The organism is Blastopirellula sediminis (assembly GCF_020966755.1).
Lineage (GTDB): Bacteria > Planctomycetota > Planctomycetia > Pirellulales > Pirellulaceae > Blastopirellula > Blastopirellula sediminis.
On record NZ_JAJKFT010000010.1, the window covers coordinates 322,481 to 336,312 of the forward strand.

Annotated in this window: 13 protein-coding genes; 8 read left to right on the plus strand and 5 right to left on the minus strand. The window is 58.9% G+C overall.

Going from position 1 to position 13,832, the window contains the following annotated elements; all coding sequences use genetic code 11:
• Nucleotides 1-6 precede the first annotated feature (6 nt).
• Complete coding sequence (locus LOC68_RS12870; RefSeq protein WP_230219145.1) at nucleotides 7-393, minus strand: glyoxalase superfamily protein; 387 nt, start codon at nucleotides 391-393, stop codon at nucleotides 7-9.
• Between the two features lie 332 nt (nucleotides 394-725).
• Here LOC68_RS12870 and LOC68_RS12875 point away from each other — a divergent pair, with 332 nt between their 5' ends.
• The gene (locus LOC68_RS12875) at nucleotides 726-1,847 is read left to right on the plus strand and encodes a potassium channel family protein (RefSeq protein ID WP_230219147.1); all 1,122 of its coding nucleotides are present in this window, start codon (nucleotides 726-728) and stop codon (nucleotides 1,845-1,847) included.
• Between the two features lie 116 nt (nucleotides 1,848-1,963).
• Complete coding sequence (locus tag LOC68_RS12880) at nucleotides 1,964-2,662, plus strand: hypothetical protein (RefSeq protein ID WP_230219149.1); 699 nt, start codon at nucleotides 1,964-1,966, stop codon at nucleotides 2,660-2,662.
• 5 nt (nucleotides 2,663-2,667) lie between these two features.
• Here the strand turns inward: LOC68_RS12880 and LOC68_RS12885 are convergent, their stop codons facing one another.
• Nucleotides 2,668-3,210, minus strand: coding sequence for a hypothetical protein (locus LOC68_RS12885; protein ID WP_230219151.1), 543 nt, complete (start codon nucleotides 3,208-3,210; stop codon nucleotides 2,668-2,670).
• Between the two features lie 176 nt (nucleotides 3,211-3,386).
• On the opposite strand from LOC68_RS12885, the gene LOC68_RS12890 reads away from it, so the two are divergent.
• The 5 genes from LOC68_RS12890 (at nucleotide 3,387) to LOC68_RS12910 (ending at nucleotide 9,112) form a co-directional block, all read left to right on the plus strand.
• On the plus strand, nucleotides 3,387-4,529 hold the full coding sequence (locus LOC68_RS12890) for a hypothetical protein (protein WP_230219153.1): 1,143 nt from the start codon (nucleotides 3,387-3,389) through the stop codon (nucleotides 4,527-4,529).
• A gap of 14 nt (nucleotides 4,530-4,543) precedes the next feature.
• Nucleotides 4,544-5,689 (plus strand): hypothetical protein, encoded by a 1,146-nt coding sequence (locus tag LOC68_RS12895; protein WP_230219155.1) that lies wholly within the window; start codon nucleotides 4,544-4,546, stop codon nucleotides 5,687-5,689.
• On the plus strand, nucleotides 5,686-6,825 hold the full coding sequence (locus LOC68_RS12900) for a hypothetical protein (RefSeq protein WP_230219156.1): 1,140 nt from the start codon (nucleotides 5,686-5,688) through the stop codon (nucleotides 6,823-6,825). The genes LOC68_RS12895 and LOC68_RS12900 overlap by 4 nt, the downstream gene beginning before the upstream one ends.
• Nucleotides 6,822-7,889 carry a hypothetical protein gene (locus tag LOC68_RS12905; RefSeq protein ID WP_230219157.1) on the plus strand — a complete coding sequence of 356 codons (1,068 nt, stop codon included), beginning with the start codon at nucleotides 6,822-6,824 and terminating at the stop codon, nucleotides 7,887-7,889. The genes LOC68_RS12900 and LOC68_RS12905 overlap by 4 nt, the downstream gene beginning before the upstream one ends.
• Nucleotides 7,890-7,963: 74 nt before the next feature.
• On the plus strand, nucleotides 7,964-9,112 hold the full coding sequence (locus LOC68_RS12910; RefSeq protein ID WP_230219158.1) for a hypothetical protein: 1,149 nt from the start codon (nucleotides 7,964-7,966) through the stop codon (nucleotides 9,110-9,112).
• A 726-nt stretch (nucleotides 9,113-9,838) separates the two neighbouring features.
• Here LOC68_RS12910 and LOC68_RS12915 read toward each other — a convergent pair.
• Nucleotides 9,839-10,732 carry a hypothetical protein gene (locus LOC68_RS12915; RefSeq protein ID WP_230219159.1) on the minus strand — a complete coding sequence of 298 codons (894 nt, stop codon included), beginning with the start codon at nucleotides 10,730-10,732 and terminating at the stop codon, nucleotides 9,839-9,841.
• 174 nt (nucleotides 10,733-10,906) lie between these two features.
• On the minus strand, nucleotides 10,907-12,142 hold the full coding sequence (gene pepT / locus LOC68_RS12920; protein WP_230219160.1) for a peptidase T: 1,236 nt from the start codon (nucleotides 12,140-12,142) through the stop codon (nucleotides 10,907-10,909).
• A gap of 522 nt (nucleotides 12,143-12,664) precedes the next feature.
• On the opposite strand from pepT, the gene LOC68_RS12925 reads away from it, so the two are divergent.
• On the plus strand, nucleotides 12,665-13,201 hold the full coding sequence (locus LOC68_RS12925) for a class IV adenylate cyclase (RefSeq protein ID WP_230219161.1): 537 nt from the start codon (nucleotides 12,665-12,667) through the stop codon (nucleotides 13,199-13,201).
• A gap of 14 nt (nucleotides 13,202-13,215) precedes the next feature.
• Here the strand turns inward: LOC68_RS12925 and LOC68_RS12930 are convergent, their stop codons facing one another.
• On the minus strand, nucleotides 13,216-13,716 hold the full coding sequence (locus LOC68_RS12930; RefSeq protein WP_230219162.1) for a hypothetical protein: 501 nt from the start codon (nucleotides 13,714-13,716) through the stop codon (nucleotides 13,216-13,218).
• Nucleotides 13,717-13,832 lie beyond the last annotated feature (116 nt).

Sequence of the window (13,832 nt, forward strand, 5' to 3'; positions counted from 1 at the left end):
CTCGGACTACGCTTCGCCATCCAGCTTGATCTCTTCGTTGAACTGCAACGTGTTGTGAAACGGATCGACTACCTTCATGCAAAGCGAGTTGTAAAACGTCTTCTCCACGCTCGGACAGTTGTAGGCATATCCCTTGGCAATGAGCTCGGCGTGCAGCGCTTCGACGCCGGTCATCCAGATGAAGACGTTCGCGCCGGGGCTGCTATCGCCATGATGTTCGCTGAGGTGCAAGATCAGCCCGGCCCGCGAGACCTGCATGTAGAGCGGCGCCTTTTCGTGAAAGCGATGCTCCCAATCGACGGCGAACCCGAGGAAGTCGACGTAAAACTCCTTAGCCTTCGCGACGTCAAAGATCCGCAGCACCGGAATCGTTTGCTGAAAAACGATATTCATCGAATTGCCCGCGACATAAGAGAGACATGGGAAAGCGCTTTTAGCGTCCGCCATTTGGGGGCCAATGTCAAATCTTCCTCAAATCCCTCCCTTCTTACCGTGTTCTTCCGTCCTCTTGCCGTGGCCTCCGTGTTCCATTCCCCTCTGCCTCCCTTCCTATTCGCAATTTCCCAGCTGTTGGGTTACACTTCATACAACGAGCTGGCCCGAAAGCAGGCGGAGTTTTCACCAGCGGCGAGGGGTCCGTGGCGATCGCAAGGCAAGGCGATGGCGACGTCCTCCTTTCCCGGTGCGCATTCCTGACCCTTTCCCCGCTGGCGACTCGAATTTCTGTGGAATCTGACGACCCTTTCCACCATCACGAGGACCCCGAGCGTCCTAGTCCGTTGTCGGCGCCTATCCGTAAGATGGTCACCGGCGCCGTGCTGTTTCTCTTGATCTGCGTCGTCGCGGTCATTGGGTACGTCTCGGCCGGCTGGGACCTGGCCGACTCGATCTACATGGTGATCATCACCATCTTCGGCGTCGGCTACGGCGAAGTGCAGCCGGTCGAATCGATTCCGCTCCGGGCGTTGACGATCATGGTGATCATCGCCGGCTACGGAGCGGTCATCTATACCGTCGGCGGGTTCATGCAAATGGTGGTCGACGGCGAATTGCAAAAGGCGTTGAGGTCACGACGAATGACGAAAGAAATCGAACAATTGAGCGGCCACACCATCTTGTGCGGCGTCGGGCGAATGGGCTCGATCCTGGCTCGCGAACTGCACGCCGAAGGGAAACCGTTCGTCGTGATCGACTCGGACGAAGCGCGACTCGCCGCCGCCGAATCGCTCGGCTACTTGATCGTCAAAGGGGACGCGACCGAAGAGTGGGTCCTGGAGCAAGCCGGCATCGAGCGAGCCGGAGTGCTGGCGACCGTCCTTTCGGCCGACGCGACCAACGTCTTCGTCACCGTCACCGCCCGCGAAATGAATCCGAACCTGATGATCATCGCCCGCGGCGAAAACCCGCGGACCGAAAAGAAGCTGATCGGCTGCGGCGCCGACAAGGTCGTCCTGCCGACGGCGATCGGCGCCAAGAAGCTGGCCCAGATGATCATTCGCCCCTCGGCCGAGAACATGCTGGAACAGCTGACCCACCGGAGCGACCTGAACGAAGAGCTCGGCCGGATCGGTCTGCACTTCGACGAACTCGAAGTCGCCTCCGGCTCGTCGCTCGTCAACAAGCCGCTCGGCGATATCGAACTCCGCAGCAACCACGGTTTTCTGATCGTCGGCATCCGCCATCCCGACGGCTCGACCGTGCTCAATCCTCCGCCAGAAACGCGTCTGATCGCCGGCGACATCGTAATCGTGCTGGGCCACGACGACGACATCCCGCAACTCGCCGAACGCTTCAGCAGCACCAAAGGCAAAATCATGTACCGCGGCGCCATGATCGACGCCGACTAAACGAAACAGCGGAATCGGAAAAGCGGAGAATCGCATCCCACTAACCCGAGACGCCAGCCGTGGGAATGCGGTAGACTAATTGGGATCGCTCAACATTCCTCGATCCCGATTGCCCCATGACCTCCATCGCCGCGACGTTGGCTCCACTCTTCCAACAAACTCCGCCGGAAGACCTCGTTCGCTATTTCCAGCACGTCGAAGCGGGCGACTTCTCCGATCATTTCGAGTGCCAGGTCAATCTGTTTCCGGTCGAAACTGCGGTCCGCGTCACGCAGGAATTTCGCGACTTTGAACCGCGCGTCGGTAATCTTCAGGGGATTGTGCTGGATGACGCCAATCTCAGCGACTGTCACGTCTACCTAACCCATCCCGCATGCTGCGGCATGGTGATGTTTCTAAGGCACGACGGCGACTCGCACATGATTTTCGCCAGCGTTGACGAGTTTCTCGCAGCGGCCAACCACGCGATCGCCGCTGCCCAGCCCCTCCGCTCCTACGAGCGCTCGCCAATCCTGCTACCAGACGACGAGGCGGCCAATCAACGGATTCGCGAAATGCTGGCCGGCGAGACCGAATACGATATTGAGGGAGCGATCGATACCCTGCTCGCCTCGATGAATCTAACCGATTTAGAACTGCTCTCGTCGCTGGCCAGCAACGAAGACTTTTTCATCGCCGAATCGGTCGGCGTCGCGATCGCTCGCCGCCCTCGCGCTGAGTTGCTGCCGATCGCCAAGCTGGTAAGCGGCCATCCTGACTCTCAGGCAGCGAACGCCGGCGCGATAGCGATTCGCGCCATCCATTCCTGCCAATAGTTTTCTTACGGATCAACGATCCACTTCTGCAAATTCTCCTCGCTGCTTGACCCATCCAGCATCGTCGTCTTCTTGCTCAGTCGTTTGACGAACGTCTCGATGATCGCTTGCTGCTTCTCATCAACCGGTCGATAGCTTGGATAGCGAATCTCAAAGACCTGATCGTCGACCTTCACGTAGCGGGTCGGATCCAACTTTCCAAAGCTTTGGCTTGAGGTCATCTCTTTGATTTTCTCTGCATCCCGAACCGAATAGCCGACAACCGGCTTGATCCATAGTTCCCAGTCGCCGCGAAACCTCTTTCCAAATGGCAAGTTGGTCTTTCCTCGTGCGTCAAGCTCCTGCTCGGGCAGCGACAGGATCAAGTAAACGCCGGCGCCGCTCGCTTTCACTTTGCATTGCATTTCCTGCGGCATGATCGCCGTGATCGGCTCGGCGAATTCAAACAACCGCGCATCCGCCTCCGGCGTCTCTTCCTCGGCCGCGACCGAAACGCCGCACAGCGTCGCCAAGACGAGCGCCGCCAGCGCCAACGAGTTGCACTTCATCGGAAACGATCCTTTCCCCAGGAAAAACCTTTGCCGCCGACCGACCATCGCAACCTAGCAAATCGGGACGAATCTCGCCGCGAAATTGCCGAAAAAAACGAATGCGAGCATTCGCCGCAGAAACCACCTACAATCAGCCTTGCCGTTGGGAGTCTCCTTCGTCTGAGCGCTTCGTCATGACCACGCTGCGAAAATGGATGTCGTTCGCGCTAACGCCGCTCTGGCGTTGGAAGTGGCTGTTGCTTCTGCTCCTTGGCGTCACCATCGGCTACGCCCTCTTCTCGCGCGGGCATGAGTATCATTACCAACCCTGGCCCAACCCTGGCGCTTCTTGGGTCGTTCCTCCTCCGCCGCCTCATACCGAGTGGGGTCATGGCTGGCCGTGGAAATATGAAGAACGAGAGATTCCAAAGCCGCAAATTCCACAGCGTTGGGCGATCTGGAGCGACGTCGCCAGGTTCTACTGGGTGCGATTGGTCGCCAATCTGGCAATTGCGGTTGGACTTAGTCTGGCGTTTACCTATCTGATCGCATGGCGTCTTTCCGGTTCGAATCGCTGGCGGTTTGGGCTCCGTGATCTCTTGGCGGCGACCATGATGCTGGGAGTCGTTTTCGGAGTCGCACGGCACTACGAAAGCGCTTACCAAGCCGATCAGGTCTACATCACCGAAATAGCAGAACAAGGCTGGCGCATCGAGACTCAATTCGTGCCGATCGAGCATCTCCGTCCCTTGCACGACCTGGGACTGCTCAGCGACGGCGCCGCTCATGCCGTCTACGTTCGTCACAGTCGACAATACCCGAGTTTCGAACGAGCCGAGACTGCGCGCATGGCCTTGATCCGTGACGCGAATCAAGGGCGGCGTCTTTATCACTCGCAGCTTGCCCTCTCGACCGGCGATATCCGTGTCGATGATGAGACCATCGCCGCCCTGGCCAAGTGGGCGCCCAATTGTCAACACCTTCACCTCGGATATGACGGCATCCTCTCCGACCGCGGCGTCGAGACGCTCGTCGCCGCTTGGCCAAATCTGCAGACCCTGAAGATCGGTTCCTCCTTTCTCACTGCAAAATCGCTGAACGCGCTCAGCCAACTCTCTCAACTACGCCGCCTCGACCTCCACAACGCTTCGGACGCAATTACGGCCGACGATCTCATGCAACTTCAATCGGCGCCGCAACTCAAAATGTTCGCGTACTCGGACCGGGTAGCTGAGCAACCCACTCCCCAACAACAAGAAAGTTGGGATCGTCGCGGAATCGTGCTGCGCTCTGGCCGTTTCTTTTTCATCTCGGAAGAAGACTGGATGTACCGATGAAGCGACTGCGGACAATGTTGACGTTCGCATTCACGCCGCTCTGGCGATGGAAGTGGCTCTTCCTTTCCTTGCTGATCGCGACGGTCGCGTACGGAATTTGGTCGGTCGAATATACCCATACGTACAAGGAGAGCGGGACGATCATCGCCAGTCAGGCCTATCGCGATACCTTATGGAGGCAGATGTCGCACGGGTGGCCTATTTACTATGGGCATCGGTCTTTTGCAGCGGCGGAGACAGCGTCCAAGCGCTGGACCATCTGGAGCGACTGGGACATGTTCTATTGGGGATGTCTCGCCGCCGATCTCGCGATCGCCGTCGTGCTGAGCGCGCTGTTGACCTATCTGGTCGCCTGGCGGTTTTCGCTGTCGGGGCGTTGGCAGTTCGGCCTGCGCGACGTCTTGGCGGCGACGATTGTCATCGCCGTTCCGCTCGGTATCGTCCGCAGTTTTGAAAACGCCTATCGCGCCGATCAAAACTACCTCGCAGGCCTCCGGTCGTACGGATTCGAATGGGGCAAGCCGTGGGAAGAGATGGCCTGGTATCAGCGTCCCTGGCAAGACCTCGGTCTGCTCAGTCCCGCAGCGACCTCCCCGCAGCGGCTGGCATTCCATTCGCCGCCGGCCGCTGTCGAGAACTCTTCTCCGGCCAACGCCAACTTCGACCTCAATCAATTCCTGAGCGCAGAAGTCGCCACAGGGGGACGACTCCAACGCCCACTCTCCCGATTTACGCTCCGAAACGCGAACTTGAGTGATGAGGGAGTCGTGGCGCTGACGCGCTGGGCGCCGCGCAACGAACGCTTGTTCCTGATCGGCGACAACCAGTTTTCCGATGCCGCGGTCGCCACGCTGGTCGACGCCTGGCCGTCGCTGATTTGGCTCACCTTCGGCTCCGAGAAACTGACGCGCGAGTCGATCCCTGCGCTGCGACGGCTAAAGCGGCTCGACTCGCTCGACTTCACCAATTGCTCGCACGACCTTGATTTCGCCGATCTCGAACCGCTGGCCGAACTGCCGGATCTAGCGGTCATTCGAGTTCCCCAACGGCTGTTCGAGACGCTCACTCCGGAGGAGGCCGAAGCGTGGCGGCGACGCGGCGTGGTAATTCGCGCTTCCGCCTATGAGTTCGAGGAATCCGACGAAACGGAGTCGCCATGAACAAACTCCGCCAATGGACGACGCTCGCTCTTTCGCCGCTGTGGCGATGGAAGTGGCTCTTCGTTTCCTTGCTGATCGTGACAATCAGCTACGGTCTCCTTTCGGTTAGTTCGGATTTCGGCGCTGGCGGTTCCGCCGATGCAAACACGAATGGGTTTTGCTTGTTTGTTCCGCTCCGAATCGATCATGGCTGGCCCTGCTCCTATTCGATTCGCTTCAGCGAGAAGTACGCGCCGCTTCAGCGCTGGACCATTTGGACCGACGTACATTCGCTCTCGCTCGGCAAGCTTCTCGTCAACGTCGCAATCGCAATCGGCTTGAGCGTCGCGGTGACCTATCTGGCGGCTTGGCGGTTTCCGCGGTGGCAATTTCGGATTGGCGATCTGCTGGCGGCGACCGTCGTTGTCGCCGCGGCGTTTGGGGTCGCATGGCGCGTTGAAACAGTTTATCAGGCCGATGAAGCCTATCTGGGAGGATTGACGGCCTACCAGTGGGAAGCGTATCGAATCTTTACGGAACCTCGGTGGCAGATCCGCCCTCTTTGCGATCTCGGCCTGGTAAGCCGCGAAGCGGCCAAACCGCTACAGATCCAATGCATCGCCGATTGCGGCGACGAGGAAGTCGCCGGGCGCGAATGGAACGCCGAGCAATTGCTCCTCCACGAAGCAAGTCTTGATCATCGCGTTTTCGGCCCCATCCAATCCATCGAGATTAAAGATCACAGTTTGACAGACCAGGGAGTCGCCGCCCTGGCGAAGTGGGCCTCCTCCTGTCAACAGCTCGAAGTCTTTCCCGCCGATACGTTATCCGATGAAGCGACCGCGACGATCGCCCGCACCTGGCCACGGCTGCAGCAGTTGCGAATTGGCTCGCCAAAGCTGACGACGGAGTCGCTCCATTCGCTGCGAAACTTGCGGCAGTTGGAAAAGCTGGCGATCTGCGATTGTTCGCCCGAAATCAAGCCGGCCGATCTCCAACTTCTCGCTGCGCTTCCCAACTTAAAACTTTTAGGAGTCCCCAAGTCTTTGCTGCAGCAGATCAAGCCGGAGGAAACCGAGGCCTGGAAGCGGCGCGGCGTTTTGCTGCATGAAGCGAGTCACCTTGGACTTTCTGAGATCGAGTGGGAGAACTTGTGACCAAACTCCGCCAATGGACGACGTTCGCCTTCGCGCCGCTCTGGCGGTGGAAGTGGCTCTTCCTCATTAGCTTTCTCGCCACCAGCTACTGCGCACTCACCGCGATTCGTGACGAACCTTTCCCCGGCTACCTCGAACAAGGCTGGCCAAAAAGGTACTCGACGCGTCTATCGGAACCAGCGGAACCGTCTCCTTGGCTCGCGTTTACCTGTCTTGAAGAGCTTGACTTGCCGGCCCTGGTCTTCAACCTTTCCATCACGCTGACTCTCAGCCTGGTGATCGTCTATGCATGGCATCGGCATTGTGAGCGTCACGGATCGTGGCGGCAATTTGATCTGAAGGAGTTGATGCTGATCACCTTGCTGCTGGCGACCGGGATTGGGATGACCATCCACTGGCGAAGTAGGTTCCTCGCGGACCAACAATACCTGCACGAAATCTCGGACGTCGGCTGGCATCCTCACCTTTCCCAAAAGAAGACCCCTCCTTGGTATTTGCAGCCGCAATATAGTTGCGGATTGTTGGGCCAGCGGAATTGGTCGCACCATCATTGCATCGTGTGGGGCCCAGTCGCCGAGGTTCCCGATATCAACAGAGCGACCAAGCTATTGGTCGAACGCGGCGATCGGTTGCCAGCCCACGTTACCGATTTGATTCTGAACGACTCCAACTTGAATGACGACGGAGTGGCGGCGCTCAGCCAGTGGGCGCCGAATTGTCGCGAGCTCCGCATCGACAGCACCACGTCCATTTCCACTGCCGGATTTCGGCAGATCCGAGAGCGAATGCACCGCCTGGAGCTACTCCTCGTCAATGGCGATGACAAACTCTCCGACGAATGCATTCAAGAGATCGGCAAGATGCGCAGCCTGAAATTCTTGGTAATTGTCGACACGCAAGAGAAGACGCATGTCGAATCCCTGCGATACCTTCGCAACCTGTCTCACCTAGAATACGTACAACCGCCGGAGCATTGGGAGATCCCTCCGTCAGATCGGGACGAATTCGCGCAGCGGGGCGTGCAGTTCTTTCACATCGGCCGCTCGCGTTCCATGCCAAATTAGTGGCGGGCCAACCGACAAACCCATTACAATTCTTGGCATCTCTTGTAGCTTCTTCCGAATCCTTCTGGGCCGCCGTGACCAAACTCCGCCAATGGACGACGTTCGCTCTCGCGCCGCTCTGGCGGTGGAAATGGCTCTTTCTCCTCTGCCTGGCCGCTACGCTCAGCTACAACCTCTTCGCCATCAGCGACGAGACCAGCTACAATCCCGATCAGGTCGCTAATCTAAGTCGGCTGCAGCCTTGCCCTGTGGCCAGATACGCCAGCTATGGCTGGCCGCTCCATTTTGAGCGGCGAATGTACTCGAACGTTTTTTCCACTTCGCGGCGAGCCATTTGGACCGACGTCATCTGGTTCAGCACCTGGCGCGGCTGCGTCAACGTGGCGGTCGCCATCGCGATCAGTTTGCTAGTGACCTCGATCGTCGCCTATCGGTTTGCGAGTTGGCGGCGGTGGCAGTTTGGCATTCGCGATCTCGGCGTGCTGACGATTGCGATCGCTCTGCTATTCGCGATCGGCCGTCACTGGGAATCGGCTTACCAGGTCGATCGCCGTTATTTGGAATCGCTCCAGCCGCATGGGATTCAGGTTGGTCGCGACTACACCGAATCGTTCTGGTTCCGGCGTCCGTGGCGCGACGCTGGCCTGATCAGCAGCGATGCGGCGAGCCCGGCGACGCTGTACTTCCAATTGCCGTCCAAGCACCGCCCCGGCAGCGTCGATCCCGACATGAATCAATTGCTGCTTGACGCCGCGGCGCAACGACGCCAGATTCGCCATCCGATCCGCTGGATGTCGTTTCAAGACGTTCCGCTGAACGACGCAGGACTCGCAGCGCTGGGCCAAATCGCACCGTCGAGCGATCGACTCCACCTGACGCCAAGCGACGACCTCACCGATCAAGCGACCGCAACGATCGTCCGCGCCTGGCCGACCTTGATCGACCTCAAGTTCGGCTCTCCGGCGCTGACTCGGCAAACGCTGGATACGTTGCAAGAGCTGCCGCAGCTCGAACTACTGGCGATCGCCGACTGCTCCGGCGACGTTACCCCGGAAGATCTGCAGCTGCTGGAAGAACTGCCCCATCTGCGGAGACTCGGGCTCTCCGAATCCTTGCTCGAGCGGATGTCGCCGGCGCAGCTCCGGCGCTGGTCGGACCGCGGAGTGGAGCTCTACCGGGCATGGTACTTTCACTCCTATTGGTACGACATCGCTTATCCCTGACGGCGCCCCGATCTTTGTCTGTTGACAAAGCGCACGGACTTGGGGTCGACTACAAGTCGCCGCGCAGAATCTGCGTCGCAGCGGAAGCGCCACAGCGTCGCTGTTTGACAATTGAGTTTTGTTGCAAGAACCGTGCGCGCAGGGCTGGTCCGATTTATCGACCAAGGAACGATCGCGGAAAAAAAATCGCGCAGTCCAGTCCACTGTTCGTTTACGTGCGAAGGATTTCGACTCCCATTTGGATCGAAAGTGATCGTTCCAGCGCAGAAAAAACGGGCGTGGTCCGGTCCTATTTTTTGAATCGTCGTATCGGTAGGAGCAGGCTCGGGTTAGGTCGGCATGGCTGCAGTTTTGGACAAAAATGGGACCGGTCCGCTGCGGTCCCCAAAATGGGACTGCGGTCCAGTCCACTGCGGATTGGCGATGCGATTCAAAAAAATCGCCGGTGCGGTCCACATGATGTAGAGACTAGAGAGTTTGGGAAGAGGCACGGCTCGTAGAGCCGTGGCACGCGGGATGAAAAAAAGTTGCGATCCGGTCCAGTCCACTGGTTCGCGATTCGAGCTTCGACATTCGTCATTGATCGCCGGCCGGATTCCCTTGCTTGCGCTGCGGGCTAGTTTGGGAGTGGGTGCGCGGCGCGGGATTGAGAACCTGTGCGCATAAAAAAACCTGCGTGCGGGCGCAGGTGGGGTCGAAGGATTGCTCGGGTTGTGAGCCGCGTGGTTAGGCGGCGGCTCGATTGCCTTGCGACGAACTAGTCGGACGCTGCGGCATCCGGATCGTCGCCGGCGAACTGTGACGTTCGATATCGGCTGGCTCCAGCACGACAGGTCGTTCGCCGCGGGCGCCGCTGAGGTGTCCCATCAGCACGCCGATCGCTCCCTTCGGATTCGGCAGCGATTTCATCGCCTGGGCGAAAACCTGGTTCCAGTAGCCGCTGGTCTCAAACTGCTGCGGATGGCGAGCACGGATCCGCTCGGCGGCGGCGGCCGTGGCGAAATCGCGCTGCGGCTGCAAAGCGTGCTCTTTGACAATCAGTTGCGACGCGGCGGTCGGGCGGCTCAGCAGACCTTGCGCCTTCAGCGAGTAGGCGATGTCGAGATCGGCCGCTTCGTCGCCGAGCTGTGCGGCGGCGGTCAAAAGCGGTTCGAGCCAAGTCCGGCGGTAAAACCCAGCCAGGCGACTCGGTCCGACCAGCGACTTCCCTTCGGCCAGCGGCAGGAAACGACGATAGCCAAGCGAATCGGCCGCGACGCCGATCGACGCGATTTCGTCTCCGGTCCGGAGCGCCGGCGAAACGGACGCGACCGCCGGATCGGCGAAGAGCGTACGAACGCCGTCAGTCCAACCGGCGGTTGCAACCACGCCGGAGGAGAGGAGGTGGACGATTTCGCCGCTGGATGCGGCGGCGCCGATCATCCAGCATTGAACTTCGCTAATCGCACTACGTGCTTCGACAAACTTCACTTCGCCGGCCAGTTCGTACGGGTCGGTGTAGAACCCGGTATGAACGACAACAACATCGGCGTAAGCGGGGCGGTTTTCGAGCACCGACAGCATCGTCTCTTCAAGCAGCGCTGCGTCATGCAGCGCCGGGATGATGATCGAGAGTCGCACAGATATTCATTCCTTCCGGCTTCGACGCCAAGCGTCGCATGTCAGGGGTGGCCGTAAGCATTGCCGGCATGCTCACGTGATGAATCTTCGGAACCGAAGGGCTCGGGAGTTTACCTGTTTCACCCAAAAACGCTCGACGTGCCGGAAACGAGTGATGCAACGCTAGCGGCGCCATCACTTCTTCTCGGCCCAGACCCCAACAAGGGAGATTAAAAGTTCCACTGCCTTCTCCATTTCATCAAGACAGGCCCATTCCAAAGGGGAGTGTGGATTATGTTGCCCCGTTGAGAGATTTGGAGTCGGCAAACCTTGCTCGGTCAGGATCGAACCGTCGGTTCCGCCGCGGATCACTTCCAATTTGGGGGTGCGAGAAAGCCGCGTGTGGGCCTCAATCGCGTAGGCGAGGGCCCGCGGCTCTTTCTCCAATCCTTCCCGCATATTGCGGTACTGGGGAGACGTGACGACCGTCAGCTTGCATCCGGGCAAATCGGCTTCGACGCTGCGAGCGGTGGAGTTCAGCAGGTCTTCGTGATTTTCCAGTTCCTGGGTATCGAACGAGCGGAGAATGAATTGAATTTCGACCTCAGCGACCCCGCCGCTGACATGGACCGGATGGATAAACCCGTCGCGCCCGGCAGTCGTTTCCGGCGACATCATGTCGCGCGGCAAGCGATCAAGGAACATCCCAGCCGCACGCAGCGCGTTGACCATCCGTCCCTTGGCGATCGAGGGATGAATGTTGACGCCGTGGACCGAGACGACCGCCAGGTCGGCCGAGAAGGTTTCGGCGTTGATTTCGTCGGCGCCGCCGCCGTCGAGCGTGTAGCAAACGTCGGCCGCGAGACGCTTCAGATCGACATGGTCGACGCCGTGGCCGATCTCTTCGTCGCAAGTGAGCAATATCTTCACCGGACCATGCGGAATCTGCGGATCGGCCATCAGCCGCTCCGCCATTTCCAGGATCACGGCGATCCCCGCTTTGTCATCGCCCCCCAGCAGCGTCGTGCCGTCGGTGGTGATCAGCGTTGCGCCGTGCAGATCGGCGAGTTCCGGGTTCTCGCTTTCGCGAATCACTTTGCTCGGATCGCCGGGCAAAACGATATCGCCTCCCTCGTAATTCTGGATGACCTGCGGTTTAACGTTCGCGCCGGTCGTCTCCGGCGAAGTGTCCATGTGAGCGCAAAACGCAACCGCCGGAGCGTCCGGCACATTGCCGGGGATCTCAGCGTAGATGACGCCGTACTCGTCTTGCTCGGCGTTGGAGATGCCGAAGGCGCGGATTTCCTCGGCCAGCAATTTCCCCAGCTGCAATTGCCCCTTCGAACTCGGATATTCCTTGCCCGGAGATCCAGCGGTCGTATCGACCTGAACGTAGCGGAGAAAGCGATCCAACAATCGTTTGCGAGTCATGGGAGACGAGTCTCAGAGAAGGAGGAAACAAAGCTGGGCTGTCGCTCTATTTCACCCGCAGATGACGCGAATGACAACCTACCAACGGACGAGAGCGAGGAGGCGCGATCTCGATTTTTCCGGGGTACGCCTCCCTATAATGCAGTAGTGCCCTATTTCTGGCGCGAAACGGGGGCCCGCTGGAGAAGCGAGGGATTCGAGGGAGAGGAGAACTCCCCGTCAGAAACCGCTTCTGACGGCCCCGTTTCGCGATGTTCCCGACCGAGCGACGCAATGCAGGGCTCGCTTCAGCGGGGGATTACGTCAGGAACATGGGGACCGCAATTGGTAGCCCGCGGCGCAAGCGAGGGAAATGCGTTGGGAATAATGTCGAATGACGAATTCGGGCGAGTTCGTTCCTCCAGATTCGCCCTTCCTTCAGACATTGGACCTTTCCTTGCGTCCGCATTTCCCTCGCTCGCGCTGCGGGCTACGAAAGAGTGGGGAAAACGCTGGGAGACTTCAAGCTCATGGGGTGGCGACATGGCGCGGAATGTAGAAATCAAGGCTCGCGTTAGCGACATGAAGCGACTGCGCCAATTGGCGGCCGACATCGCGACTGAGGGACCGTGGACGCTCGATCAAGTCGACGTCTTCTTTCAGGCTCACCATGGTCGCTTGAAACTGCGCACGATCAACGACGAAGAGTCGGAATTGATCTTCTATCATCGCGACGACCGCGATGGTCCGAAAACGTCAACCTACGCCCGGACGGTCGTGCCTGATCCTGAGGGTCTACGTCAGATCCTGTCGGCCGTGCTGGGAGAACTGGGAGAAGTTCGCAAACGCCGCACGCTGTACCTGGTCGGCCAGACGCGAATTCACTTGGACGAAGTGGAAGACCTCGGCAACTACATGGAACTGGAAGTCGTGCTGCGCGACGACCAGTCGGAATTGGATGGAGAAGACATCGCCGAAGACTTGATGCTCCAGCTCGAGATCCGCCGCCGCGACTTGTGCGACGGCGCGTATCTCGATTTGTTTGAATCGTCGCTCGTTCGCCGCGCGGCGGATGAGTGACGCTGCGGCGTTAATTAGTTGTCATCGTAGGCGTAGATGTCATAGATCCCCAGGATCACGTATTGACCATTCTCTTCGCCAATTTCGAGCGTCAGCGCCAAACCTTCTTTCGTCGATGGATCGACGTAATAGATGTCAGCGAAACCGCGATAGAGTTCATGGGGAGCGCCAATGTCCTGCAAGACGTCTTCGCCGACTTCGTCGACCAGATCGGAAGTGTCGTAGGCCGTATATTCGATTTCCGCTTTGCTCATCGAGCCGGCTTGCTCCGCCTCACCACCATACGCCTCTTTCGCCTTTTCCGGAGTCATTTGAGCGCCCGACCAGTAAAGCGGCGCGATCGCTGGCCAATCTTTGTTTTGCAATGCGACTTGCAACTTGCGGGCAAGTTCGTCGACCTTCTGTTTCGTCTCCGGCGAGACCGGAGGAGAATCGCTCAGGTCGCTAAAGTCGGTCGTCACAATGCAACCCAAAACGGCCGACAAAAGTAGGCAAACGCCGGTCAATCGAAACATCGCCAATTCCCCCAGATGAGCAGTTCGGACACTACAACAAAATATGGGTATCAGAGTTTGCCTGGGAAAGCCAATGAAACTTGCTCATTCCCGACTAATTGCGTCCGAATCAATCG